Source organism: Tardiphaga sp. (genome assembly GCF_044336785.1).
Classification (GTDB): Bacteria; Pseudomonadota; Alphaproteobacteria; order Rhizobiales; family Xanthobacteraceae; genus Tardiphaga.
Window position 1 is genome coordinate 53,109 of record NZ_JBIIOT010000016.1, and the last position, 24,494, is coordinate 77,602.

Below are 24,494 nucleotides of genomic sequence, written 5' to 3' on the forward strand. Positions count from 1 at the left end.
CTAACCCTCATCCTGAGGAGCGGCCGAAGGCCGCGTCTCGAAGGATGGCCGCAAGCTCCGAGCCAGGCCAGCTCATGGTTCGAGACGGCGCTTATGCGCCTCCTCACCATGAGGGGCGGCGCTAGGCCGCCGAGATCTTCGCCTGCGCCCCCAAATGCCGCTGATAGCTCATGATGATCTCGTCAAACGTCTTGTCTGCGACCACACCAACGAGTGGCGCGCGTGTCGAGACAAAACCCTTCGGCCAGCCATCGACGATCCTCTTCAAATCCGCATCTGGCTCGAACGTCACGCGCGGCGCCACCTCTGCCACGATGTTCAGCGCAGTGACGATGTCGTCCATGCTCACCGTGAGCGCCGGCTGATTGAGCACGCGCTTGCCGCGCAGGGCCGCCGTATCGGCATCATGCAGCGTGATCAGGTTGCGCACCACCGTATCCACCGACACAACCGGCACTTTGGTATCCGGCCGCAGCGGACAAACCGACGGCTTGCCGGCGACGCTGTCGCGCACCAGGCCGGCGATGCGGTCGGAAACCGAATTGGTGGGCGGGCCCGGATGCACCAGCACGATCGGCAGCCGCAATGCGCGGGCATCGATCACGCCATGCCGCGTCGCATCGGCCAGCATCAGCTCGGCAATGGCCTTGTGCGTGCCATAGGAGGTCTGCGGTTTCTGCAGGTGATCGTCATCGACATTGTCGGGCAGCAGCCCGCCGAATACGGCGATCGAACTCGGGAAGATGAAGCGCGGCGGTGACGTGTCGCTGCCGACCGTCTCGATCAAAGCAGCGAGAGACGAGACATTGACGGCGAGGGCGGCGGCAGGATCTTCCTCGGCAGCACTGGTCAGCACGGCAGCGAGATGAAACACGCTATGCGGTTTCCAGGCCGCGATCTGCGCACGCGTATCGCGATCGGAAATATTCGCCTGCATGCGTGTGAGGCGCGGATCGGATGTCGCGGGCAGATATGTATCCAGCAACAGGATCTCGTCGATCCGCTCGCTCTCGCCTTTGGCATTCTTTAGCGCACCGCCTTGCAACAGCGCTGCGGTGAGTGTCGTGCCGATGAAGCCACCGGCGCCTGTAATCAACACACGCATGGAGTCCGCCCTGTTGTCGTTGCGCTCTTGCGGCGTTGATCGCCGCGACGGCATCACTATCAACGCCTACCGAGGCAAGTCGATGCCTGCTGGGCGAATGGCAGCTCAGCGCAATTGGTGTTGCTGTCGATGCGGGCGATGGCACAGACTGCCGCGCGGAGCGGCGCGTGATCAGGCGACGGATGTATCCGCCGTCGCCTGCTGCATGCGGTGGAAGCGCAGCACCTGCTGGGCGGTCGACGGCCGCAGGCGTTCATAAGTGTCGCGCTCGGCAATGTTTTCGGACAGCGGCTGGTTCGCCAGTCGTTGCCTGAGGTCGATGATCGCCTTGACGGTGGGCCATGAGAAGTTGGCGACCTTCGACAGGATGAGGATGCCTTCGTTGCTGGCCTCGATCATCATCGCTTCGACAACGGATACCGGCACATGGGCCAGGCATGCGATCGCTGCATTGGCCTCGTCGAATTTGTCATTGATGGCGAATTTGAGCACCTCGTTCTCGTCGAGGCGGCCGTCCTTGTAGAGCAGGCGCACCAGCTCATGGGAGATTGCGGCTTCCTCGCTCAGCGTGGCCGATGCCGAGCGTGTCTGTCGCGTAGCCTTCTGGATCGCGGCGGAGATCTCGCCGGCGAGCTTCGGATTGGCGGCTGCCATCCGCGCGCGCACCGATGCCGAGGCGCGGCTGATCAGTTTCAGCAGATGATGGCGCGGGATCGACGGACGCAAGGCGACGCAGGAGGCGATGCCGTCGCTGGTTTCGGCGCGTTGCACCAGCCGGTTGTAGCCCAGCTCGGAAAAGGATGCGCCCTGATTGTTGACGGTGCTCATGACCACCGCGTCATTGCCGCGCTCGACCAGGATCTCGGTGACGGCGCCGCTCAATGTCTTGCGCGTCGAAATCGCCATCAGGTGCCCCTGGCTCTTGGTGCGGGCATTCTCGATCAGCGCATTTTCGTCGAGCTGGCTGGACTGTGACAGCAGCGGGGCCGCCACTTCGACCAGATCGTCGAAAGCGAGGCTGCGCACCACGCGCGGCGGCGCACTGCTGGCAAGGCCGAGACGTTGGGCGAGCAGAATCTTGGTATGGGATTCCAGATGCTCGATCAGGCATTCGAACACATCGTCGAACACGGCGATCTGTGCCGCCGAGTATTCCGCGGCATGATCGATGAACAGATCGGTGACCTGGCGCAGCATGTCGACACGGCGTGCGACATTTCCATGCGCTAATGCGGTCTGCAGGTCATCCAGCAGATTGGCCGATAACGGCGATTTGAAAACCATGACTCTGTCCTAGAGCATTCAAAACAGGCGCCCGTTCTCGGTCGCCCAGGGGTGGTCAAACAGTGGTCGTCAAAAAAGATCAGGCGGCTGCAATACGGTTCCGGCCGCGCTCCTTGGCTGCGTAAAGGGCAATGTCGGCGCGAGCAAGCAGGGATTCCGATGTCTCGCTTGCGCGAAGAGTCGCAACACCCGCCGAGATGGTGACGGTCAGCCCGTCGGAGAACGCGCTCCAGTCGAGCGTCTCGACAATGACACGCAACCGATCGAGCATCCGCGTGGCGCTGTCATGCGAGGTCTCCGGCAGCAACATCAGAAATTCTTCGCCGCCGAAGCGTCCGAATTTGTCGATGCCGCGGATATTGGCGAAGATGCTGATGGCAAAGGTGCGCAGCACCTCGTCGCCGGTGAGATGGCCGAACCGATCATTGATCTGCTTGAAATGGTCGAGATCGATCAGCGCGATGCTGCAGGGCAAATCGTTCTGCTGGCAGCGGGCGATCTCGTCGTCGAGCAGCTTCATGATGCTGCGGCGGTTCAGCGCGCCGGTGAGCTCGTCGACTTCGGCCAGCTCCTCGATGCGCTTATAGGCGGTCTCCAGTGCGGCGCTGCGACGGAACAGACCATCGCGCACGCGGCTCGCGAAAATATTGATGAACATGATGCGCGCCAGCGTTGCCGCGAAGGTCAGCAGCGTCGCAAGCCGTTCGAGCGCATTGCCCGATGGCGCGACCAGCGGCAGGTCTGCCAGCAGATAGAGCGCGATGACGCCGCCGCTGATCATCATGCAAGCAATGGCACCCCGCAGCGGCTCGGCGCGGAAGGCGATGACATTGGCGATGAGAAAGAAAGCACAAAGAAAAACGACGGCGACCTGGGGCGCAGCATAGATGAAGCCCAGCATCATCGCGCAGGTCACGGCCGTATAGGGGGCTGCGAGGAAGTGATCCTTCCAGCGGTCGCTCAGCCCGCTTTCGGAAACCGCCATGAAGGCCGCAACCTTTGCGATCGCGCAGCAGGTGAACACCATCACCAGCGTGATGGAGATGGTGCCGGCTGCGGCGAAGACCGCAAGCAAGGCGATATTGATGACGTGGCTCGCGCCGGCCACGATGAAGGTCTGGCGCCGACGTCGCAACCGGCGCGCGCGCATCAGCGGCAACGACTCGCCGTCGACGGCTTCGAAATCGCCGTTTGCGGGATCGTAGAGTGAGCCGGCGATTACTGTCATCGATCCCAGTCATTGGGTTTCATAGATGGAACATTAGGTTCCAAAGCCTTTAAGTTTGGTATCTATGGACGCGCAACCGTCCTCGATCATTGGGCTATGTCACTAGATTGTCGAGAGAATTTCCCGTATCTGAGTAGGGGCGCCAGGCAGACCGCCGATCTGCGAGACTGAATCCGGCAGCAGATCGGGCAGGGTCGCTTGCCGCTGTCGATTTCGTAAGCTTGTTTGGGTGAATGATGCGGACATACTCGGAAACGAACGAGCTCTATGGTACCCATCCACCCACGCTTCCCAGCCGGAACGTCCCGCCGCCACCTTGTCGGCAGCCTGTGGTGTATTCCGCGCGATTTTGAGAAGAATTTGCCTTGCCAGTCGAACCTCTTGTGATTTCAACCCGACCAACCTTGCGAGACGGAAAGTGAGCGCGACCCAGGCGACATCAGATGAGACCCTGATCAGCCGGATTGCGCAGGGCGACCGTCTCGCGATGCAGGTGCTTTATGGGCGCCATCACGTCCGGGTGTTTCGCTTCGGCCTCAGGCTGGTGCGGAACGAAGCGATTGCGGAGGACCTTATCAGCGAGGTGTTCCTGGATGTGTGGCGTCAGGCCGGCAAGTTCGAGGGGCGTTCGGCCGTCTCGACCTGGTTGCTGGCCATTACGCGGTTCAAGGCGCTCTCCGCATTACGGAAGCGCAAGGATGCCGAACTGGACGACGAAACCGCCAATGCGATCGAGGACACGTCCGACGATCCTGAGGTGACCGTCCAGAAGAAAGATAAAGGTGACGCGTTGCGACGTTGTCTGTCGTCGCTGACCGCAGATCACCGCGAGATCGTTGACCTCGTCTACTACCACGAGAAATCCGTGGAGGAGGTGGCCGAGCTGATAGGAATTCCAGAGAACACCGTGAAAACGCGTCTGTTCTATGCGCGCAAGAAATTGGCCGAACTGCTGAAGGCAGCCGGCATTGAACGAGGCTGGCCATGATGGCGATGACCAACAAACTGCCGGAGCAGGAGCCGGGCGAGATCGAGGCCTTGCTGCCTTGGCACGCCGCAGGCACGCTCAGCGCGCGCGATGCGCGACGCGTCGAGGAGGCGCTCGCCCGCGATGCCGATCTGGCGCGCCAGTATGACGTGATCCGCGAGGAATATGCCGAGACCATCGCGCTGAACGAAAGCCTCGGCGCGCCCTCGGGCCGCGCCATGCAAAAACTGTTTGCCGCCATCGATGCCGAGCCTGTTCGCAAGGACACCTCGAAATCGGTCAGCTTCGGCTCGCGCCTTACGAGCTGGTTTGGCGGCCTGTCGCCGCGCACGCTGATGGCGGGCACTGCAATCGGCTGCCTCGCGATCATGCTGCAGGCCGGTGTGATCGGCAGCATCGTCATGCAGCGCGAGGAGGGCGGTTTCCGTCCGCTGAACCAGGAGGCCGTGGCGCCCAAGGCTGCTGCGCCCACCACGGCAGCGCCAAGCGTGGCGCCCGCCCCGGCCGTGCGGAGCGCGCCGGCGATCACCACGCGGTCGATGCAATCATCGGCGCCTGCGGTCGAAGCTGCTGTCGGCGGCCCAACGCGCCTGGACGTCCGCTTTGCGCCCACCGCGCGGATGTCGGACATCACCGCTCTGCTCGACGCCTATCAGGGCACGATTGTCGGCAATGATAAAAGCGGTCTGTTCCGTCTGCAGTTCGGCAGCCAGATCATGACCAAGGACCAGCAGGCCGGCCTGATCCGTCGTCTCGAAAACGAGAAAATCGTCAGCATGGCGGTGCCGGCGCAGTAGTTGGGCCGTAGGGCGGATGAGGCGAAGCCGTCATCCGCCGCGCTTCGCCACACGCATTCGGCCGGCGGATGACGCTGCGCTCATCCGCCCTGCAATTGACCATCGAATTCTTTGAACGTTTTGCGCCCTGCGCGGACTCATGACCATGGGAGCGGCTTTCCCCTCCCCAGCGACGCCAGTCCTTGGCGCAAGCGCCCAATTGCGCCCCAGGTATCGCTCGACCCGTCCGGTTGTCCCCCCGGGCGGGTCTTTCCATTAACGCTGCGTTAACGATCTCAGGGTTAACAATGCACTAAGACGCTCTGTGAATTTGTTCCAACCTTCGGTGACATACAGCCATTCGCCGACTCGGCTTGACAGAAGAAGTGCAGATTTCACGGAGCTTTCGCGAGGCTTGCGCCCGGAAAATGACTTGTTCCGGACACATTTCGCTAGACTGAGAACGTTTTTCCACAGATCGTTCTCGCATTACCGATCAGTGATTCTGTTGCGTTGATTCCGTTTTTCTCTTTCGCGGACATGCACATGTCGTTGCATCCAGCACGCTTTCAGAATGCCTTGCCTTATCCCGGCGACCTCAAATCCCGCAAGGTCGTGCAGCGCTGGGCCGTCCTCGCTGAACAGCGTTTGAGCTACCTCACCGAATTGTTCGAGAGCGGCCGCTGGCGCCGCTTTCACACCGAAACCGATTTTCTCGACAATATCCAGGAAGCCAAGGATGCAGCCGAGCGTTGGCGGGCCTTGGCCAATGGTGAATATGTCGCGCCCGTGATCCGCGAGACGCCGCGCGTTCAGCCGCTTGTTGCCGCCATCGAAATCGCAGCTGCCGAGGTTGCTGAGGCGACCGTGCAGCACGAGGCAGAGGTGCTGTCCTTCGAGGATCACGCCGCCCAACGCGACGCCGCGCGAAAGCCGCCGCTCGTCGCCATGAGCGAGGTGATCGTCGATCATTCCGCCGCAAACACTGTGGTGGAGATGCGCGAGATCGAGCCGCCGGTGCATGCGGTGTCGCCGCTGGATCTGTTCGACCACGACGCTATCGTCGCCCGCTACCCGATGCTCCGCGCCGCAGCGATGTAACGCAACTGTCGCTGCAGGGTGGGCAAAGCGCGGCGTGCCTGCCCAATCCACGTGACATCGAAATGGTGGGCACGCTTCGCTTTGCCCACCCGACAATCGTCGGTCACCCGCTAACGTACAACATTCCCCGCCAATGCGATCTGCGCAAAAACCTGCGCGCCCTTGGCCGTAAGATCCGGCGTCGCTGGCTTGGCGTGATCGAGCCCGACCACGGCGCCGCGTGCAGCTCCCGAGATCATGTTGTTACTGACCAGCGCCGTGCCAGCGCCAGGCATCACAGACACGCCGATGCCGACAAAGGCATTGCGCACCACGTTTCCCGAGATCGCGACATCGCGCAGATAGCGGCCCCAGCCGGCAATGATGCCGCAGCTTGGCGCATTCTCCACCACATTGCCGCTGACCGTCGCATCAGCCTCCACATAGATGCCAACGCCGGCTTCGTCATCCGGGATCGTCCCGGCCGGACGGCGCGGGATCAGGTTGCGGATGATATTGCCTTGCACGACGGCGATGCGTCCGCCTTCGTTGAAGTTGCAAACCGACACACCGAACGCCGCGCCATCCACCGTGTTGTTGGCAATCACGGCGCCCTCGAAGGCAAATTCCGAATACAGCGCGACTTCGCGGACCTGTGACACACTGTTGCCGGTGATGTGGATGTTCGACGCCGAATTGCCGCGCACCGCCGAGTAATCGCAATTCCTGATGCGATTGCCGGACACGATGACATTGCCGGCACGAAACGCATTGATTGCATTGCCATACTGGCCGGAGCCGCCGGGCCCGGCCTTGATGTCCTCGATGCGGTTGTCGATCACCTGTGTGCCGTCATCGCCGATGGCGCTGCGCAGGATCTCGATGCCGTTGCTGCGCGTATTGCTGATGGTATTCTGCGCCACCAGCAGGCCATTGCCGTCGAAGGACACGATGGCGGTGGTGGCGATATCGCTGAAGCCATTGCCGCGGATCGTGCCGGCGCAACGTTCGAGCCAGATGCCGGCATTGCCGCTTTTGAGGATGGTGCAATCCTCAAAGCGGATCTCGTTGCTTTGGCTAACCTGCACGAGGCCGGTGCGCGGCGCCAGCTTCGCATAATTGCCGTCGAGGGTGAGGCCGTTGAGGCTGAGATAGTCGGCGCCATCGGCTTGCAGCAGCGGTCCGCCGCCGAGCGAGGTGAGAATGGTGGCGCCGCGAATGCCGACCAGTTGCGTGCCGCGCGAAAGCCTGAGCGGCCCGGTGCGATAATTGCCGGGCGGCAGCACCAGCGGCGCCTGTAGCCGCGTGGCATCATCGATGGCGCGCTGCAGGGCGCGGCTCTGATCGTCCTGCGTATTCGAGCGCACGCCATATTGCGTGACATCGCGCCCCAGCGCCGAGGGCAGGGGTGCTGCTTCGGCACGCGATGCGATCAGCACGCCGGCAGCACCAAGCGCGGATGCGTTGAGGATCTGTCGGCGGTCGGTGATCATGGCGCGGTCCGATGGTGAAAGTCGGCCGAGCATACGCGATTGCGCGAGTGCATGAGGTGGCACCGCGAGGCACGGTTAATGGCCTGTCGTCCGTCCGGGACGGTCGCGGTCGTCACGATTACCGGGCGGGACGCGATAAAATGCCATAAGGATGAGGCTCGCGCGGACAGTAATGCTCCCGCCCTCAAGCGGCGAAGCCGCGCAGTGGGGAGGGCCGGGGCGGGGCGCCCCACGTGACGTTCGAGCTTGGGGAAGCTCCCCACCCGTCTCGAACCCTACCCGTTCGATCCACCCTCCCATTCGCTTCGTTCAGAGGAGGGAGAAGACCGAGCGCCTCAGACAGTGCGCCCCTTCAAAAGCAGCTGAAAATCCTTCTGCTCCTGCGCATCGCGCTCATTCTTCTCAGGACACTCGCCGGCTTCCGCCTGGCACGGCCGGATCTCGTAATCATTATCGAGAATACGGCGCGGAGTCGGCTGACCGCCGGCGCTCTCCACATCGGTAACCAGGCCGCTTTCGGATGCGAGTTTCCACACATCGGCTTCGGTTGGATAGGACTTGCTCAGTTTGGCGTCGTCGCAAAATAAGGCATAGGGCATCGGATCGCTCCGGAAAATCACGGGTGAATAACGTCCATCGCGGCGCCGGGTTTCTCACCGCGCACCGCAGGCATTCCAAAGGGCATTGCAGTTTTGCGCGGCTGCCAACGGCTGCACGCGCAGGCGTTCAGCTCACCGCTTTGTGAGACATGAACAGGCGGCCTTTTTCCGCCACCAGCACCACCGCCAGAGCGATGAGCGTGCAGGCGAACAGGCCGGTCGTGAACGGCAACAACGTGCCGTCATAGTGCTGGCCGATGAACGCGCCGATGGCGATACCAAGCAGCGTGGTCAGCGTGCCGTAAAGCGAGGAGGCCGTGCCGGCGATATGGCCTTGCGGCTCCATCGCGAGCGCCGTGAAATTCGAGAACATCAGGCCGAAGGCGAACATCATGATCATCGACAAGGCCATGAACAGCCACAGCGGCATGAAGCCCGCGAGCACGCCGAGCAGCATCAAGCTACCGACGGTGACGAAGCCGAACAGCGCCGCATGTGAGATGAAACGCATTCCGAGCCGGTTGACGACACGCGAATTGAAGAACCCGGCAATCGCAACGCCGAAGGCGATGGAGGCGAAAGCGAGCGGAAAATAATGGCCGAGATGGAAGATCTCGGTGAACACCTGCTGCGAGGTGAAGACAAACGCGAACAGGGCGCCCTGCAGGACACCGGCGGCGACGCCGTAACCGAGGGTCTGCCGATGGCTGATCGTCTGCCGATAGGCAAAGAGCACGTCCGGAATCGCCAGCGAACGGCGGTTGGCGACCGACAGTGTCTCCGGCAGGCGCCAGGCGCTCCAGGCAAAGGTCAGCAGGCCGTAGAGCATCAGCACGACGAAGATGCCGCGCCATTCGGTGAGTACCATCAGCGCCTGTCCGAAGGACGGCGCAATCACCGGCACCGAGATGAACACCATGATGGCGAGTGACATGACACCCGCCATGCGGCCGCCGGAATAGCAATCGCGCACGATCGAGACTGCGATGACGCGCGTCGCCGCGGTGCCCAGGCCCTGCAGCAGGCGGGCCAGCAGCAGCATCTCGAAGGACGGCGCAAACAGGGCCAGCACGCTGGCGATGCAATAGACGCCCATGCCCGCGAGCAGGATCGGGCGGCGACCATAGCGATCCGACAGCGGGCCGATGGCGAATTGCGCAAAGCCAAAGCCGAGCAGGAACACCGACAGCACCGCCTGCAGGTGATTGCCATCGGCAATCTTGAAGGCGGCGCCGAGATGCGGCAGGGCCGGCAGCATGATGTCCATGGCGAGCGGATTCAGCGCCATGATCGCAGCGATCATGGCGACGAATTCGGCAAAGCGCATGGGGAGGTGCGCGGGCGAGGCCGCCGGCGCATCGGCATTGATATCGGTCACAAAACAGTCCCTGAAGATGGGCGTCATTTGATCGGTGATGCTGCGCTGCACAAGGCGGGTTTCGGCATGGCTGCCTCGCGAAAGCCGCCCGAACCGGGTGGTAATGACCGGGAAATGCCCGAAAATCAGGCGGTTTCGTCCGTGGTGCGAGTGTCGGGCCGCGCAGCGCGGGTAAGACGAACCATCTCCAGCAGGATAGCTTCGCCGGCATCGGTAAGCTCATCCACGCTCATCCGCCTGGAGGCCGTGTCGGCGGCCGTGAGCGGCACATGGACGAAGGCGGCAAGTTTGGGTCCACCGGGCGCACGGCTCGCCTCGATGGCCCGCCAGCACAGGTAATTGCAGAGATAGCGCCCGGCATCGCGGGAGGCGCGGACATCGACCCCGGTAAGGCGGGCGGCCTGCAGCAGGCGGGAGGTATGCGGCCCGAACATCTGTGCATCGGTGCCGGGCTCGATAAAGCCGCGGCGCACCGGCGTGCCATCCGCATCCGGCCACAGCATGGAGCGTGCATTGCGCGCCCGCGTCTCGATGCGGATGTAGGGTGTGCGCGCAGCGAGGCCGAAACTCAGCAAGGCATGAGGGCGATGGCGCGCGATCAGCTCGGGCAGTTCGCGATCGACGGTGGCATAGGTCACGTCGAAAATGTGAGGAATGCGGATGATGTCCACGAATGCAGGACGCCGCAGCGTCGCGAGCGTCGTGACCAGCGGCATCGTCGGATTGACCGGCGCGCCGGGAAACGGGCCAAAGCCGGTGATGAGGATGCGTGGTGCGTTCATCGCAGCGCTCCGCCGCGTAGGATGGGTAGAGCGCAGGCGCAACGCGCCGGAGCGAAACCCATCACTCCACGGCATAACGGTGATGGGTCACGCTTCGCTCTACCCATCCTCAATCCTTCAGCAGATCCACGATGGTCTCCGCCGCAACCGCCGGCGTCATCTTGCCGTCGGCGACATCGCGCTCGGTCTGCTTGACCTTGCCGCGAATGACGGGATCGCTGCGCAGCCGCGCCTTGAGGCGATCCTCCAGCATGGTCCACATCCACTTCACCTGCTGCTCGCGCCGTCGCCCCGCGAAGTCGCCCGACGCATTCATCGCCGTGCGATGCGCGACGACTTTCTCCCACAGTTCGGCGATACCCGTCTTCGCGAGCGCCGAATAGGTGACGACAGGCGGATGCCAATGCTCCGAGCGTGGCGCGAGGATATGCAGCGCACCGCGATAGTCGCCCGCGGTGATGTTTGCTCGCTTGAGATTGTCGCCATCGGCCTTGTTGATGGCGATCATGTCCGCCAGCTCGATCAGGCCCTTCTTGATGCCCTGCAACTCGTCGCCGCCACCCGGCAGCATCAAGGCGAGGAAGAAGTCGGTCATGTCGCAGACCGCCGTCTCGGACTGGCCGATGCCGACCGTCTCGACGAGCACCACATCGAAGCCCGCCGCCTCGCAGAGCAGCATCGCCTCGCGCGTCTTCGCCGCCACGCCGCCCAGCGTGCCGGATGATGGCGAGGGACGGATGAACGCATCGGGATGTGCGGAGAGATCATTCATCCGCGTCTTGTCGCCGAGGATCGAACCGCCGGTGCGCGCAGAAGACGGATCGACGGCGAGCACCGCGACTTTGTGGCCCTGTTCGATCAGATACATGCCGAGCACGTCGATGGTGGTCGATTTGCCGACACCCGGAGATCCGGTGATGCCGACACGAAATGCCTCGCCGGTATGCGGCAGCAGTACCTGTACAAGTTCGCGCGCCGCCGCCTGATGATCCGCACGGCGGCTTTCCACCAGCGTGATCCCCCGCGCCAGTGCCGCGCGGGAGCCGGCGCGGATGTCGCGGGCGAGGGCGTCGATCTCGATGGGTTTTGCGGGCGTCACTGTGGCTTGTCACTCGCTTGAGGCGACTGAGCGCCACCGAAGATCGCCGTGCCCTCCGCCGAGAGATAGGGCTTCAGTGTCTCCCATGGCACGAAGGCGGTGTAGTCGCCCTCCGCATAGGCACCGACCGCGTAAGGGCTGTAGTGGAAGGTCAGGCCCGAACTCTTGCCGGCAACCGTCGAGGGTGCCAGCGACACCGGGCCGATGGTCAGCAGCTTCGGCTCCAGCGCATCGACGAGGCTCATATCCGGATTGTCGCCGTCGCGCTTTTTCTTTTCGATCTTGAGATCGGCCACGACCGCATTGCGGATCGCCGTCATCGCCGGCCCGCCATCGGCAAGCTCGGTGAAGAACGGCCGGATGCTGATCATTTTGCCGGCCTGCCTGTCCCACAGCAGCGTGTCGCTGCCATGATTGGGATGCGCGCCGCCGGTGTAGCTGAATTCGCCGCGAATGATGCTGGCATAGCGGGCGGCGACCAGCGCATCCTGCGTATAGCCGCGCTCAGAAGACCAAGGCCGGTTGCGGATATCGGCGGGCAGATCATTCATGTCCTTGCGCTGCGCAACAAGCTCTTTGAGCGTCTTGGCGGCCCATGTCTTGCCGGCCGCGGTCAGATACTTCAGCAGCGGCGCATCGGCCTTGATGGCGTCGTCGAAGGAGACGGTGACCTCGGTAAATGTGGCCTTGAGCAGGATGTCGGGCTTGCGGTCGGCAGCGAGGGAGGATGTGGAATACAGGGCAAGCAACAGCGCGCCGGAAAGCAAATGAGAAGAGACACGTTTCATTTGCGAATCTGACTTTCGACAAAGGCTTTGAGCGCAGGAAGATGATCGTGGATGATATCCCAGAGCAAGCTGATCCGGGTTGTGTGATAGGCATGCTTTAGAATATTTGCGAAGCCGTTCATCTGGCGCCAATCAACTCCAGAGGCTTCCTGCTTCATCTCGGCTGGCAGCTTGAGAGCTGCTTCGCAACACATCTCGAGATATCGTTCGACAAGATGGCGGATGCGCCGTTCCTTGCTGAAGGTTTCGTAATCGACACCCTTCATGATGTCCTCGATCTCGGAAACGAAATCGAGAATGTCCGCAAACCTATCTTCCGTAGAGGGTGGCATCAAAACACCTCGATCAGATCGTCGGCCATACGCTCCCGGATGCGTGGGGTCAGTTCTCCATCGGTCATGACGTGGGGCCACACCCCGATGTCATCCTCGATCATGTTCATGACATTGAATATACTGAACGAGGCTCTGCCATTCTCGCGCGGCTTATACTCAACGAGAATATCCAGATCGCTATCCGGCCGCGCATCGCCGCGGACACGCGAGCCGAACACAGCCAGCCGCGTCACGCCCTCGGCCTTGATGGCAGGCGCCAGCGCTCGCAGTTTTGCGAGGATCGTGTCCAGGGAGATGTCGATCACCTCGGTCATCCCGTGACCCTATCACAAACGCTGTGACGCCGCAGCTACTCCGCCGCCTGGCTATGCCCCAGTCGCGCATTCAGCTTGTGGATCAGCTCTTCCGCCGCTTCCGAGATCACCGTGCCCGGCGGGAAGATCGCCTCGGCGCCGGCCTTGTAGAGTTCTTCATAATCCTGCGGCGGCACCACACCGCCGATGATGATCATGATGTCCTCGCGACCCTGCTTCTTCAACGCCTCCTTCAACTCAGGTACCGCGGTGAGATGTGCGGCGGCGAGGGACGAGAGGCCGAGAATGTGGACGTCGTTCTCCACGGCCTGACGGGCGGCCTCATCCGCGGTGGCGAAGAGGGGCCCGATATCGACGTCGAAGCCGACATCGGCGAAGGCCGAGGCGATCACCTTCTGGCCGCGGTCATGGCCGTCCTGGCCGATCTTGGCGACGAGAATGCGCGGGCGGCGGCCTTCGGCGTCCTCGAAGGTGTCGATCAGCGCCTGAACCTTGGCGACATTGTCGTTCATGGAGGATGCTTCCCGCTTGTAGACGCCGGTGATGGACTTGATCTCGGCGCGGTGGCGGCCGAACACCTTTTCCATCGCGTCGGAAATTTCGCCGACGGTGGCCTTGGCGCGGGCAGCGTCGATGGCCAGCGCCAGCAGGTTGCCACTGCCTTCCTGCGCGCTGCGGGTGAGTGCGTTGATGGCGGCATCGACATCGGCCTGATTGCGCTCGCCGCGCAGGCGCTTGAGCTTGTCGATCTGCAAACGACGAACGTTTGAATTGTCCACCTTGAGCACGTCGATGGGCGTCTCGCTCTCGGGCTTGTATTTGTTGACGCCGATCACCGCCTGCCGACCGGCATCGATGCGCGCCTGGGTCTTGGCCGAGGCTTCCTCGATGCGGAGCTTGGGCACGCCGGCCTCGATGGCCTTGGCCATGCCGCCGAGTGCCTCGACTTCCTGGATGTGGCCCCAGGCCTTGACGGCGAGATCATGGGTCAGGCGTTCGACATAGTAGGAGCCGCCCCACGGATCGATGATGCGGGTGGTGCCCGTTTCCTGCTGGATGAACAGCTGCGTGTTGCGCGCGATGCGGGCGGAGAAGTCGGTGGGCAGCGCCAGTGCTTCGTCGAGCGCATTGGTGTGCAGCGACTGGGTGTGGCCCTGCGTCGCCGCCATCGCCTCGACGGTGGTGCGCATCACATTGTTGAACACGTCCTGCGCGGTCAGCGACCAGCCGGAGGTCTGCGAATGGGTGCGCAGGCTGAGCGACTTCGGGTCCTTCGGATTGAATTGCGTGAGGAGCTTCGCCCACAGCAGCCGCGCGGCGCGCATCTTGGCGACTTCCATGAAGAAGTTCATGCCGATCGCCCAGAAGAACGACAGCCGCGGCGCAAACTTGTCGACATCGATGCCGGCGGCCATGCCAGCGCGCAGATACTCGACGCCGTCGGCGAGCGTATATGCGAGCTCGAGATCCTGCGTCGCGCCGGCTTCCTGCATGTGATAGCCGGAGATCGAGATCGAGTTGTATTTCGGCATCCGCTGCGAGGTGTAGGCAAAGATGTCCGAGATGATCCGCATCGAGGGCGTCGGCGGATAGATATAGGTGTTGCGCACCATGAACTCTTTCAGAATGTCATTCTGAATCGTTCCGGTGAGTTTCTCCGGCGGCACGCCCTGTTCTTCCGCGGCGGCGACATACAGCGCGAGGATCGGCAGCACCGCGCCATTCATGGTCATCGACACGCTCATCTGGTCGAGCGGGATGCCGGCAAACAGCGTGCGCATGTCATAAATGGAATCGATCGCCACGCCGGCCATGCCGACGTCGCCGGCGACGCGCGGATGGTCGCTGTCATAGCCGCGATGGGTCGCGAGATCGAACGCGACTGACAGGCCCTTCTGGCCGGCGGCGAGGTTGCGGCGATAGAAGGCATTGCTGTCTTCGGCGGTGGAGAAGCCGGCATATTGCCGGATCGTCCATGGCTGGTTGACATACATGGTCGGGTAGGGGCCGCGCAGGAACGGGGCCGCGCCGGGCCAGGTGTCGAGGAAGTCGATGCCTTTGACGTCGGCCTCGCGATAGGCCGGATTGACCAGAATGCCTTCCGGCGTCAGCCATGGCTCGGCGCTACCTGCAGGCGCAGCCGGGGAAATGGGCGCGAAAGCGATGTCGGCGAAATTCGGAATCTTGGTCATTTCCTCAGTCCTATCAGTCGTCATTGCGAGAAGCGTAGCGACGAAGCAATCCAGCCTTCGTTCGCGGCTTTCCGGATTGCTTCGCTTCGCTCGCAATGACGATCATTTTATTGTCTCGTTCGATCTCAATCATGATCCGGATGCTGATAGCTGAACACGTTCGCCATCTTTTCCGGTCCGTAATTCTGCGCCGTCGTCTTGCTCGGCAGGTTCGAGACATTGCCGACCCAGCCGAGACGTGACTCGCTGCCGAACTGCTTGGTCGGGACCACGCGGTCAGGGCGATCAAACGCGCCGGTCATGATCTCGATATTCGGGCCGTCGATGCGGCGATAGCTCAGTGGCGTGCCGCACTTCGCACAGAAGTCGCGCTCCGCAATCGATGACGACTTGAACGCCGAGGGCGTGCCGCGCGTCCATGTAAATTGCTCGTGCGGGATGTCGGCCAGCGAGGCGAAAGGCGAGCCGGTCGCCTTCTGGCACATGCGGCAATGGCAAATGCTCACCCGTGTCGGCGCGGCGCTCAGCGCAAAGCGGATCGCGCCGCATTGGCAGCCGCCGGTCAGCATGGGTTTGCTCGCCACTGCCGTCATTGCTCACTCCATCCGGGCATAGGCCTGCACCAGCATCGCCAGTGCATCGCCGCCTGCGACGATGAAATCCTCCACGCCGGCCGCGCGCAAGTCAGCTTCGAGATCGCCGGGGCGGCCTGCGAGATAGATATGTTTTGCGCCGGCCTTTTGCAGGGCCTGAGCGGCAGCAGCGGCATGGGCGGGATACTGCTTGTCCGACGAACAGATGCAGGCGAAGGCCGCGCCCGATGCTTTGAAGGCGTCGGCCAGTGCGGCTGGGTCCGCGAAGCCGTTGGTATCAATGGCCTCGATGCCGCCGGTCTCGAAGAAGCTCTTGGCGAAGGTGGCGCGGGCGGTGAAATCCGCGGGCGTGCCGAGATTGGCCAGAAACACCTGAGGCCGCGCGCCCTTGCGGGCGAGCAGGTGGTCCGACTTGTCGCGCAGTGCCTCGAACGGCTCGGCGAGACGGATCGGCTCCAGCGCGGGAAACTTGATCTTGTCCTTGCCATAGGGCTTGCCGGGGATTGGCTTCACCTTCAGCACGGAGGCGCGAGCCTCGCCCAGATTGGGAAACTCGCTGGCGCCGGTCAGCACGTCGCGGCGCTTGGCGACGGCGGCCTGACGCGCCTTGCGGGTGGCGGCGACCTTGGGCTGGATCAGGTTGTTGCCGAGCGCATGGAAGACGCCGCTGGCCTTTTCGATTTCCTGGAATTGCGTCCAGGCGGCATCGCAGAGTTCGCGCGTCAGCGCCTCGATGCCACCGGCACCGGCCGCGGGATCGGTGACCTTGGCGAGGTTCGACTCTTCCAGCAGCACCAGCTGTGTGTTGCGCGCGATGCGGCGGGCGCCGGAGTCAGGCAGGCCGAGGGCCAGCGTATGCGGCAGCACGCTGATCGAATTGGCACCGGCGAGGCCGGCAGAGAATGTCGCCATGGTGGCGCGCAGCATGTTCACGGCGGAATCGCGCTGGGTCAGCATGCGCCATGCAGTTTCTGCCGCGATAAACAATGGCTTCGGCTTCAGCCCGCAGCTTTCCTCGACGCGCGCCCATAGCAGGCGCAGCGCGCGGAATTTCGCCATGGTCATGAACTGGTCGGCATCGGCGGCGAGCCGCGCATAAATCATGCCGCGTGCGGTTTCGAGCGGCACGTTGTGGTCTTCGAGTGCGCGCAGATAGGCGAGCATGGTAGCCAGAGTGTAGCTCAACTCCTGCACTTCGGAGCCACCGGCATCATGGATGATGCGGCCATCGGCGACGGCGAACGGGCCTTTGAAACCCTGATCGGCGAGCTTCTTGATGGTGTCGGTGACAGCTGGCGCCATCTCCCACCAGTTATAGGCGCTGGTGCCCCAGACGGCGGTGGCGCCGATGGGATCGAGACCGAAGCGGATGTCACACTTCGCGGGATCGATGCCTTTGGCTGCGATGTAGTTGGCGAGCCAGGTGACAGCCATGCGCGATTGCGGGCCGGCCTGAATCTCGACGCCGATGCCGGCGTCGAGATAGATGCCGTCGAACAGCGTTGCGATCGTTTCTTCTGAAGCGACAAGGCCGAAGCCGCGCGCACCATTGGCGCCCTCGAACACCAGCGTCAGGCCGGTGGCGCCGTTTTCGAGATCGTGCAGGGCCTGGCGGTTCGACTTCGCTGCATCCGGGTGATCGATGCGCTGCATGACCTGCCATGGCGCGGCAGCGGGGCGGCCTGCGATCGGCTGCGCGTTCTCGGCGCGCTCGTAGATCGGCTGGATGGCGATGCCATCATAGGTCTTGCCGATCAGCTTTTCGAACGGCGCGCCTTTCAGCACGCCATCGACGAGCTTGCGCCAGTCGTCATGGGTCGCAGGCGCAAAATCGGCGGCCAGCCGCAGGTCGTCAGTCGCAGTCGACATGTGAAAAGGTTCACTCCCGGCAATGGTTCGTGTTTGACCGGAAAATGCCATGGGACGAAGGGGTTGCCAATGCCTGTTCAGGCATGGGGCTGCGCGGATTTGGGGCGGGAAATTTCCAGATCTGGCGCTGGTTCCCTCTGCCCGCATCTTGCGCGGGGAGAGGGTGGCCGCGTGCAGCACGGTCGGTGAGGGGCGGGGCAGGCGAGTAGTGCCAATCTGGTTTGAACGGGGCGCTTCGCGAGATCCGAGAGAATGTGAATGAGGTTAGCTCGGCGTGCCGCCTCTCACCCGCCGCGAAGGCGCGGCGACCTCTCCCCGCGTAAGATGTGGGGAGAGGTTAGGAGAGGCCGGTGCCTAGTCCAGATCCGGCAGCTTCACGATGCCTTCGGTGGACAGCTTCGCCAGATGCTCAGCCACCGTCTTCCCCGCAATCACCCGCTCGGGCGCAATTTCGGCCAGCGGCACCAGCACGAAAGCCCGCTGCGTGGCGCCCGGATGCGGCAGCATCAGTTCCGGCTTCAGCATCACCACATCATCATAGGCGATCATATCGAGATCGAGCGGGCGTGGGCCCCAATGGCCCTCCGCGGCGCGGTTACGGCCGAATTTGTGCTCGATCCTGTGCAGCGTGAACAGCAGCGCGTGGGGATCGAGTTGGGTATCAATTTCGATCACCGCATTGATGAAATTGTCCTGCGGAATGTCGCCGACCGGTGGCGTCTCATAGTCGCTCGAGCGCGCGACAAGGCCGGCCTGTGTCATGCCGCAGATATTGCTGATGGCCTTGCGGAAGATGGTGCGGACATCGCCGACATTGCCGCCGAGCGCGATCAGGACGCTGGCCATGGCCTATGCTCGCGAACGGCGCAGTACCACGCCGACATCGTCGAAGATCGCGGCGATGGGCGCGTGCGGCTTGTGCACGGTGATCTTGACGGAGCTGATCTTCGCAAACTTCGCAAGAATGGCATCGGCCACGGCGCCGGCGGCGCGCTCGAGCAGCTTGTAATTGACATCCTTGAACGCGGCGACGGCGGTGGCCACCACATCCGCATAGGACACCGTGTCGGCAAGGCGATCGCTGCGCGAGGCGAGCTCGATATCGGTGTCGAGTTCGAGGTCGATGATGAAGCGTTGGCCGACGACGCCCTCATAGTCGAGCACGCCGTGATGGGCATGTACCGAAACGCCCTTGATGAAGATCATGTCTGTCATCGGAAATCCTCGATGGCGGCTGCGACGCGCAGCGCCTGGCTGGTCTCGGCCACGTCATGGGCACGGATGATCTTTGCGCCGCGCTGCACCGCGAGCAAGTGAGCGGCAAGCGAGCCACCGAGCCTTTGTTGCGGTTCGGACGGCACGATGGTGGAGATAAATTTCTTTCGGGAGGCGCCGACCAGCACCGGCAGGCCGAAGCGCGCGAGTTCGTCGCCGCGAGCCAGTGCGATCAGGTTCTGCTCCGGCGCCTTGCCGAAGCCGATGCCGGGATCGAGGATGAGGCGGTTCTCTGGAATGCCGGCTTTGGCCGCGATCTCCAGCGTGCGTGCGAAGAAGGCAACAATGTCGGCCATAATGTCGATGGTTGGATCGACATCATCGCGGTTGTGCATCACGACGACAGGCACGCCATGTTCGGCGACCACGCGCGCCATGTCGGGATCGCGCTGTAGGCCCCAGACGTCATTGGCGATAGCGACGCCGGCTGCGAGCGCGCGCGCGGTGACGGACGCTTTCATGCTGTCGATGGACAGCGGTACGCCGAGCGCAACGATATCGGCGAGAACCGGCGCGAGGCGCTGCCATTCTTCATCGGCCGAGATCGGCTGTGATCCATAGGGGCGGGTGGATTCCGCGCCGATATCGATGATGTCGGCGCCGGCGGCGATCATCGCGCGGGCATGGGCCAGCGCGCGCTCCGGGGCGTTGAAATTCCCGCCGTCCGAGAAGGAATCCGGCGTGACGTTGAGGATGCCCATCACAGCCGCCACCGGCCGCGCCAGCAGGGCAGCGAGCACCGGCGGAGTTGTGGCGGTCGCGATCATGCGGTCGCTTTGCGCGCGGGCGGGGAGGGAGTCAAGATGGGGGACGGGTCGTAGGGCGGATTACGGCGACGCCTAATCCGCCCTACGCTCTCAATAGGAAATCTTCAACGGCAGCTGCCGTGCCTTCTCGATCAGCTCGCCGACGGACTTTTCCGAGGGCAGCACGCGCACCAGCTTGCGTGTCTCATTCGCCTCGCGCATCGCCCGGGCGAGGCGTGAGGGATTGCGGTGCTTTAGTTCGCGGACGGTGGAAACGCCGGAGGCGCGGAGCAGCTCAGCCTTGGCGGCGCCCATGCCGGGGATGCGGAGATAGTCGGCGAGATTGGCCCATTCCAGCAATTGCTGCTCGGTGAAGCCCGTCTTGGCGGATAGCTCCTTCCGGCATTTGGCGGAGTGGGCGGCTTCCAGCAGACTCTCCATGGTGCGGATGCCTGCCTTTTTCAGCCGGGTCGCGGCGAAAGCCGTCAAACCGTCGATCTCGGAGATGGAATAAGCCATGATACTCGAACGTTCGAAGAAAGGTGCTTGACGCTTTAAGGTGGATGATCGCGGGAGTGGCGTCGTCAGGCGAACTGACTGAGGCCGGGTGTGCCCGCAATGATCTGGTCCATAGCATCGGAGCCGATCTTCTCACGTCCAAACTTGAACAGTTCCCGCGATACGCTCTGGATCTCACCCATGCCGAGCCCCATGCCCATCAGCTTGCTGCCGAGTGCCATCAGGCCGCCGCCCATCAGGCTGAACCCGCCGCCTTCATTGGCAGCGATGGCAGCCTCCGCGCCGGGAATATGCGCGACCAGTTGATTGAAAGGCTCGGGAGGGGCTTCGCGTTTCAGGAATTCGAGAATGCTGCCAACAGCTTTCTCGGCCACAGCTTCATCGATGCCGACCTTTGCGGTCAGCGCTTTGATCAATTCATCCATGATGCCCCGCCTCACACCGGTTGAACCGGTGCCCTTCGTTTGAAAAATCATCTTGATCCGGTGTGATTCGAATTACAAGCACACGCGGTGGTCCAACGGTCGATTCAATGTGATCGCGCGCCGGGTGTTGCAGCAATGCAATCGCAAACGTGAAATTTTGGTCAATTGTTCGCGCCCGCGAGAGCGCTTGAGTTTGGAAAAAATCTGAACGGCGTTTGCCATGCGCGTATGCTGCATGGCCATCGGACATCGTGACGCGCATCGCTGGCCTTAGTTCCGCAACATGCGGTAAGATCATGAAGCGCCGCGAATTTTCTTCGAATTTTTTTGATGCGCGATAGGCGATCCCAGAGGCGATCAGATGGCACCGAGCACCGCAGTTTCGACATCGGGCGATACCGACAAGCAGATTTTCATTGGCAAGGGCGAACAGCAAGCATGGCTGACGCTGGCCCTTGGCAATCGCCATGGCCTCGTCACGGGCGCGACGGGAACAGGCAAGACCGTCTCGCTGCAGGTGATGGCGGAAGGCTTTGCCCGTGCAGGTGTTCCGGTTTTCGCATCCGACATCAAAGGCGATCTGTCCGGCATCGCTGAGGTGGGTGAAGGCAAGGATTTTATCTTGCAGCGCGCGAAGGAGATGGGGCTGAGCTTCCAGCCCGATCAGTTCTCGACCATTTTCTGGGACGTGTTTGGCGAGCAAGGTCATCCAGTTCGCGCCACGGTTTCAGAGATGGGGCCACTGCTTCTGGCGCGTTTGCTCGATCTCAATGATGTGCAGGAAGGTGTGCTCAATGTCGCCTTCCGCGTCGCCGACCAGAACGGGCTGACGCTGCTCGACATGAAGGATCTGCGCTCGTTGCTCGATGCGATCGTGCCGAAGGCCGCCAAGAAAGACGAATTCGATCCGCTGGCGGAGATCCGCGCCTCTGCATCGAGCTTCGGAAATGTCTCCAAGGCCACAGTCGGCACCATCCAGCGCCAGTTGCTCGTGTTGGAGAACCAGGGCGGAGAAAAATTCTTCGGCGAGCCGGCACTGGAGCTGAAGGATTTCATCCGGACCGATCGCGACGGCCGCGGAATGGTCAATATCCTCGTCGCCGACAAGCTGATGGCGAGCCCGCGCCTCTATGCGACCTTCCTGCTGTGGCTGCTCTCGGAGCTGTTCGAGGAATTGCCGGAGGTCGGCGATCTGCCGAAGCCGAAACTGGTGTTCTTCTTTGACGAGGCACATTTGCTGTTCAACGATGCTCCGAAGGCCCTTATGGACAAGATCGAGCAAGTGGTCCGCCTCATCCGATCGAAGGGCGTCGGCGTTTATTTTGTGACCCAGAACCCGATCGATGTGCCCGATCGCGTATTGGCGCAGCTCGGCAACCGCGTGCAGCACGCCTTGCGCGCCTTCACACCGCGTGACCAGAAAGCAGTGGCGGCAGCTGCGGAAACATTCCGCGCCAATCCGAAACTGGACACGGCGAAGGCGATCACCGAACTCGGCAAGGGCGAGGCGCTGGTGTCGTTCCTCGAAGGCAATGGCACCCCGTCGATCGTCGAGCGCGTGATGATCCGGCCGCCGGTGGCGCGCATCGGGCCGATCACGCCGGAGGAGCGCAAGGCGATCATCAATGCGAGCCCGGTGAAGGGCAAATACGACACGGCGGTGGATTCCGAGTCAGCCTATGAGATGCTGCAGAAGCGGATCGCCGGGACCGCCGCAACGCCGGCTGAAGCGGGCACCGCTGACGGCGCATCCGGCGGTGGTTTCCTCGGCACGCTCGGCGGCATCGTCGGCAGCATTTTTGGCACGGGTACCCGACGGGGCCGGCTCACCACGGGGCAGGTCATCGCGCGCAGCGTCACGCGCACGGTCACCAATAAGGTCGTGGGCAGCATCGTCGCCAATGTTGGCAAACAGATCGGCGGCTCGCTGGGCAGCACCATCGGTCGCGAGATCGTGCGCGGCACGCTCGGCGGAATCATGAAACGCTGATCCTGAAGCTCTGCCAACCCACTATTCTGACTGTCTGATTCAAGGGAAGTCGCCATGTCCGCATCGTCGCAACTAAACTCCGTCCTCGCGCATGTCGATGGCGATTTTGATAAGGCGCTGGAGCGCCTGTTCGCCTTGTTGCGGATCAAATCGATTTCCGCTGATCCTGCCTTTGCCGATGACTGCAAGAAGGCAGCAGCCCATCTCGCCGGCGAGATCCAAGCGCTTGGCTTCAAGGCCGAGGTGCGGCCGACTGCGGGCCATCCCGCGATCGTGGCCACCGCGAAGGGCAATAAGGGCAATCGTCCGCATGTGCTGTTCTATGGCCATTACGACGTGCAGCCGGTCGATCCGCTGGAGCTGTGGCATCGTCCGCCCTTCGAGCCAGTGGTGACCAAACATGCCGATGGCCGCGACATCATTGTTGCGCGCGGCGCGCAGGACGACAAAGGCCAGCTCTCCACTTTCGTGGAGGCCTGTCGGGCCTGGGTGAAAGTGGCGGGCGAATTGCCGATCGATCTCACCATCTGCATCGAGGGTGAGGAAGAAGTCGGCTCGAAGAATTTCGTGCCATTCCTCGAAGCGAACAAGAAAGAACTGGCTGCCGATTTTGCCGTCGTCTGCGACACCGGCATGTGGGATCCATCGACGCCGGCCATCACGACGGCGTTGCGCGGCCTCGTCTATGAAGAGGTGAAGATCACGGCCGCGAATCGCGATCTGCATTCCGGCATCTATGGCGGCGGCGCGCGCAATCCGATCCGCGTGCTGACCCATATTCTCGGCAAGCTGCATGACGACCGTGGCCGCATCACCATTCCCGGCTTCTACGATGGCGTGAAGGATCTGCCGGCTGATATCCTGAAGCAGTGGAAGGGGCTAGGGCTGACGCCGGAAACGTTCCTCAAGCCGATCGGCTTGTCGATCCCGGCAGGCGAGACCGATCGAGAACTGATTGAACAGATCACCTCGCGCCCGACTTGCGACATCAATGGCATTGTTGGCGGCTATACCGGCGAAGGCTCGAAGACGGTGATCGCCTCGCATGCGTCGGCAAAGGTGTCGTTCCGCATTGTCGAGGGCCAGGATCCGAGCAAGATCCGCGATGCGTTTCGTAAGTTCGTGACGGATCAGCTCCCCGGCGATTGCACGGCTAAATTCCTCGATCACTCCAACGCACCGGCCATCGCGCTCGACTGGAACATGAAGCCGCTGGCGGCGGCGCGCGATGCACTGACCGAGGAATGGGGCAAGCAGGCGGTGCTGATCGGCTCCGGCGCGTCCATTCCGATCGTGGCGGACTTCAAGCGGACGCTCGGGCTGGACTCCCTGATGATCGGTTTCGGTCTGGATGACGACAACATCCATTCGCCGAATGAAAAATACGATGTGCGCAGCTTCCAGAAGGGCATCCGCTCCTGGGTCCGCATCATCGCGGCGCTGGCCGAGGTGAAGAAGTAACTCTGCCCCTCATGGTGAGGAGCGCGCCATTGCGCGCGTCTCGAACCATGAGCTGGCCAGGCTCCGGCGCTCCGGGCCATCCTTCGAGACGCGCGCCAACGGGCGCGCTCCTCAGGATGAGGGGTGAGCGTGAAGGTGATGTGAGATCTTGACCCAAATCAAGGGCGTTCCCGCA

At 62.6% G+C, this 24,494-nt stretch carries 24 protein-coding genes; 5 read left to right on the forward strand and 19 right to left on the reverse strand.

Annotated elements, in window-relative coordinates:
• Window positions 1-121: 121 nt before the first annotated feature.
• The 3 genes from ACIQ2A_RS07420 to ACIQ2A_RS07430 all read right to left on the reverse strand — a co-directional run bounded on the left by ACIQ2A_RS07420 (window position 122) and on the right by ACIQ2A_RS07430 (window position 3,617).
• Complete coding sequence (locus ACIQ2A_RS07420) at window positions 122-1,105, reverse strand: NAD-dependent epimerase/dehydratase family protein (RefSeq protein ID WP_398477404.1); 984 nt, start codon at window positions 1,103-1,105, stop codon at window positions 122-124.
• A gap of 171 nt (window positions 1,106-1,276) precedes the next feature.
• Entirely contained in the window at window positions 1,277-2,389 is a 1,113-nt protein-coding gene (locus ACIQ2A_RS07425) for a DUF2336 domain-containing protein (protein WP_398477406.1), read from the reverse strand.
• A 79-nt stretch (window positions 2,390-2,468) separates the two neighbouring features.
• Window positions 2,469-3,617 (reverse strand): GGDEF domain-containing protein, encoded by a 1,149-nt coding sequence (locus ACIQ2A_RS07430; protein ID WP_398477408.1) that lies wholly within the window; start codon window positions 3,615-3,617, stop codon window positions 2,469-2,471.
• 418 nt (window positions 3,618-4,035) lie between these two features.
• Between ACIQ2A_RS07430 and ACIQ2A_RS07435 the strand changes: the two genes are divergently transcribed.
• From ACIQ2A_RS07435 to ACIQ2A_RS07445, 3 genes are all read left to right on the forward strand, one after another.
• Window positions 4,036-4,605 carry a sigma-70 family RNA polymerase sigma factor gene (locus ACIQ2A_RS07435; RefSeq protein WP_398477410.1) on the forward strand — a complete coding sequence of 190 codons (570 nt, stop codon included), beginning with the start codon at window positions 4,036-4,038 and terminating at the stop codon, window positions 4,603-4,605.
• Window positions 4,602-5,402 (forward strand): hypothetical protein, encoded by an 801-nt coding sequence (locus ACIQ2A_RS07440; protein WP_398477412.1) that lies wholly within the window; start codon window positions 4,602-4,604, stop codon window positions 5,400-5,402. Before ACIQ2A_RS07435 ends, ACIQ2A_RS07440 begins: the two co-directional genes overlap by 4 nt.
• 525 nt (window positions 5,403-5,927) lie before the next feature.
• Complete coding sequence (locus ACIQ2A_RS07445; protein ID WP_398477414.1) at window positions 5,928-6,482, forward strand: TIGR03809 family protein; 555 nt, start codon at window positions 5,928-5,930, stop codon at window positions 6,480-6,482.
• Window positions 6,483-6,592: 110 nt separating this feature from the next.
• Here ACIQ2A_RS07445 and ACIQ2A_RS07450 read toward each other — a convergent pair whose 3' ends face one another.
• From ACIQ2A_RS07450 to ACIQ2A_RS07525, 16 genes are all read right to left on the reverse strand, one after another.
• A complete protein-coding gene (locus ACIQ2A_RS07450; protein WP_398477416.1) occupies window positions 6,593-7,954 on the reverse strand; it encodes a TIGR03808 family TAT-translocated repetitive protein in 1,362 nt (453 codons plus the stop codon).
• 335 nt (window positions 7,955-8,289) lie between these two features.
• The gene (locus ACIQ2A_RS07455; RefSeq protein ID WP_398477418.1) at window positions 8,290-8,553 is read right to left on the reverse strand and encodes a hypothetical protein; all 264 of its coding nucleotides are present in this window, start codon (window positions 8,551-8,553) and stop codon (window positions 8,290-8,292) included.
• A 127-nt stretch (window positions 8,554-8,680) separates the two neighbouring features.
• Entirely contained in the window at window positions 8,681-9,931 is a 1,251-nt protein-coding gene (locus ACIQ2A_RS07460; RefSeq protein ID WP_398477420.1) for a multidrug effflux MFS transporter, read from the reverse strand.
• Between the two features lie 125 nt (window positions 9,932-10,056).
• Entirely contained in the window at window positions 10,057-10,713 is a 657-nt protein-coding gene (locus ACIQ2A_RS07465) for a pyroglutamyl-peptidase I (RefSeq protein ID WP_398477423.1), read from the reverse strand.
• Window positions 10,714-10,822: 109 nt separating this feature from the next.
• Complete coding sequence (gene meaB, locus ACIQ2A_RS07470; protein WP_398477425.1) at window positions 10,823-11,812, reverse strand: methylmalonyl Co-A mutase-associated GTPase MeaB; 990 nt, start codon at window positions 11,810-11,812, stop codon at window positions 10,823-10,825.
• A complete protein-coding gene (locus ACIQ2A_RS07475) occupies window positions 11,809-12,600 on the reverse strand; it encodes an RsiV family protein (RefSeq protein WP_398477427.1) in 792 nt (263 codons plus the stop codon). Before ACIQ2A_RS07475 ends, meaB begins: the two co-directional genes overlap by 4 nt.
• On the reverse strand, window positions 12,597-12,866 hold the full coding sequence (locus ACIQ2A_RS07480) for a DUF86 domain-containing protein (protein WP_398477429.1): 270 nt from the start codon (window positions 12,864-12,866) through the stop codon (window positions 12,597-12,599). The genes ACIQ2A_RS07475 and ACIQ2A_RS07480 overlap by 4 nt, the downstream gene beginning before the upstream one ends.
• A 65-nt stretch (window positions 12,867-12,931) precedes the next feature.
• Window positions 12,932-13,249, reverse strand: coding sequence for a nucleotidyltransferase family protein (locus tag ACIQ2A_RS07485; protein WP_398477431.1), 318 nt, complete (start codon window positions 13,247-13,249; stop codon window positions 12,932-12,934).
• A 35-nt stretch (window positions 13,250-13,284) separates the two neighbouring features.
• Window positions 13,285-15,441: a methylmalonyl-CoA mutase gene (gene scpA, locus ACIQ2A_RS07490; protein ID WP_398477433.1), complete on the reverse strand. Its 2,157-nt coding sequence runs from the start codon at window positions 15,439-15,441 to the stop codon at window positions 13,285-13,287.
• A gap of 125 nt (window positions 15,442-15,566) precedes the next feature.
• Complete coding sequence (locus ACIQ2A_RS07495; protein ID WP_398477435.1) at window positions 15,567-16,034, reverse strand: GFA family protein; 468 nt, start codon at window positions 16,032-16,034, stop codon at window positions 15,567-15,569.
• A 3-nt stretch (window positions 16,035-16,037) separates the two neighbouring features.
• Window positions 16,038-17,903, reverse strand: coding sequence for a methylmalonyl-CoA mutase family protein (locus ACIQ2A_RS07500; protein ID WP_398477438.1), 1,866 nt, complete (start codon window positions 17,901-17,903; stop codon window positions 16,038-16,040).
• Window positions 17,904-18,257: 354 nt separating this feature from the next.
• Window positions 18,258-18,749, reverse strand: a complete 492-nt coding sequence (gene folK, locus ACIQ2A_RS07505; RefSeq protein WP_398477440.1) for a 2-amino-4-hydroxy-6-hydroxymethyldihydropteridine diphosphokinase — start codon at window positions 18,747-18,749, stop codon at window positions 18,258-18,260.
• Window positions 18,750-18,752: 3 nt separating this feature from the next.
• Window positions 18,753-19,118: a dihydroneopterin aldolase gene (folB, locus tag ACIQ2A_RS07510; RefSeq protein ID WP_398477442.1), complete on the reverse strand. Its 366-nt coding sequence runs from the start codon at window positions 19,116-19,118 to the stop codon at window positions 18,753-18,755.
• A complete protein-coding gene (gene folP / locus ACIQ2A_RS07515; RefSeq protein ID WP_398477444.1) occupies window positions 19,115-19,945 on the reverse strand; it encodes a dihydropteroate synthase in 831 nt (276 codons plus the stop codon). The genes folB and folP overlap by 4 nt, the downstream gene beginning before the upstream one ends.
• Before the next feature lie 90 nt (window positions 19,946-20,035).
• Window positions 20,036-20,443: a DUF4332 domain-containing protein gene (locus ACIQ2A_RS07520; RefSeq protein WP_398477446.1), complete on the reverse strand. Its 408-nt coding sequence runs from the start codon at window positions 20,441-20,443 to the stop codon at window positions 20,036-20,038.
• Window positions 20,444-20,508: 65 nt separating this feature from the next.
• Window positions 20,509-20,868, reverse strand: coding sequence for a DUF2267 domain-containing protein (locus ACIQ2A_RS07525; RefSeq protein ID WP_398469401.1), 360 nt, complete (start codon window positions 20,866-20,868; stop codon window positions 20,509-20,511).
• Between the two features lie 361 nt (window positions 20,869-21,229).
• Between ACIQ2A_RS07525 and ACIQ2A_RS07530 the strand changes: the two genes are divergently transcribed.
• A complete protein-coding gene (locus ACIQ2A_RS07530; RefSeq protein WP_398477449.1) occupies window positions 21,230-22,858 on the forward strand; it encodes a helicase HerA-like domain-containing protein in 1,629 nt (542 codons plus the stop codon).
• A 54-nt stretch (window positions 22,859-22,912) separates the two neighbouring features.
• Entirely contained in the window at window positions 22,913-24,319 is a 1,407-nt protein-coding gene (locus ACIQ2A_RS07535; RefSeq protein ID WP_398477451.1) for a M20/M25/M40 family metallo-hydrolase, read from the forward strand.
• Window positions 24,320-24,494 lie beyond the last annotated feature (175 nt).

Coding starts and splice junctions, on each gene's coding strand:
- ACIQ2A_RS07475 (WP_398477427.1), bottom strand. CDS start 12,600: ATGAAACGTGTCTCTTCTCATTTGCTTTCCGGCGCGCTGTTGCTTGCC.
- folK (WP_398477440.1), bottom strand. CDS start 18,749: ATGGCCAGCGTCCTGATCGCGCTCGGCGGCAATGTCGGCGATGTCCGC.
- ACIQ2A_RS07440 (WP_398477412.1), top strand. CDS start 4,602: ATGATGGCGATGACCAACAAACTGCCGGAGCAGGAGCCGGGCGAGATC.
- ACIQ2A_RS07530 (WP_398477449.1), top strand. CDS start 21,230: ATGGCACCGAGCACCGCAGTTTCGACATCGGGCGATACCGACAAGCAG.
- ACIQ2A_RS07480 (WP_398477429.1), bottom strand. CDS start 12,866: ATGAAGGGTGTCGATTACGAAACCTTCAGCAAGGAACGGCGCATCCGC.
- ACIQ2A_RS07500 (WP_398477438.1), bottom strand. CDS start 17,903: ATGTCGACTGCGACTGACGACCTGCGGCTGGCCGCCGATTTTGCGCCT.
- ACIQ2A_RS07430 (WP_398477408.1), bottom strand. CDS start 3,617: ATGACAGTAATCGCCGGCTCACTCTACGATCCCGCAAACGGCGATTTC.
- ACIQ2A_RS07425 (WP_398477406.1), bottom strand. CDS start 2,389: ATGGTTTTCAAATCGCCGTTATCGGCCAATCTGCTGGATGACCTGCAG.
- ACIQ2A_RS07445 (WP_398477414.1), top strand. CDS start 5,928: ATGTCGTTGCATCCAGCACGCTTTCAGAATGCCTTGCCTTATCCCGGC.
- ACIQ2A_RS07465 (WP_398477423.1), bottom strand. CDS start 10,713: ATGAACGCACCACGCATCCTCATCACCGGCTTTGGCCCGTTTCCCGGC.
- ACIQ2A_RS07535 (WP_398477451.1), top strand. CDS start 22,913: ATGTCCGCATCGTCGCAACTAAACTCCGTCCTCGCGCATGTCGATGGC.
- ACIQ2A_RS07520 (WP_398477446.1), bottom strand. CDS start 20,443: ATGGCTTATTCCATCTCCGAGATCGACGGTTTGACGGCTTTCGCCGCG.
- ACIQ2A_RS07485 (WP_398477431.1), bottom strand. CDS start 13,249: ATGACCGAGGTGATCGACATCTCCCTGGACACGATCCTCGCAAAACTG.
- folP (WP_398477444.1), bottom strand. CDS start 19,945: ATGATCGCGACCGCCACAACTCCGCCGGTGCTCGCTGCCCTGCTGGCG.
- ACIQ2A_RS07455 (WP_398477418.1), bottom strand. CDS start 8,553: ATGCCCTATGCCTTATTTTGCGACGACGCCAAACTGAGCAAGTCCTAT.
- ACIQ2A_RS07420 (WP_398477404.1), bottom strand. CDS start 1,105: ATGCGTGTGTTGATTACAGGCGCCGGTGGCTTCATCGGCACGACACTC.
- folB (WP_398477442.1), bottom strand. CDS start 19,118: ATGACAGACATGATCTTCATCAAGGGCGTTTCGGTACATGCCCATCAC.
- scpA (WP_398477433.1), bottom strand. CDS start 15,441: ATGACCAAGATTCCGAATTTCGCCGACATCGCTTTCGCGCCCATTTCC.
- ACIQ2A_RS07525 (WP_398469401.1), bottom strand. CDS start 20,868: ATGGATGAATTGATCAAAGCGCTGACCGCAAAGGTCGGCATCGATGAA.
- ACIQ2A_RS07450 (WP_398477416.1), bottom strand. CDS start 7,954: ATGATCACCGACCGCCGACAGATCCTCAACGCATCCGCGCTTGGTGCT.
- ACIQ2A_RS07495 (WP_398477435.1), bottom strand. CDS start 16,034: ATGACGGCAGTGGCGAGCAAACCCATGCTGACCGGCGGCTGCCAATGC.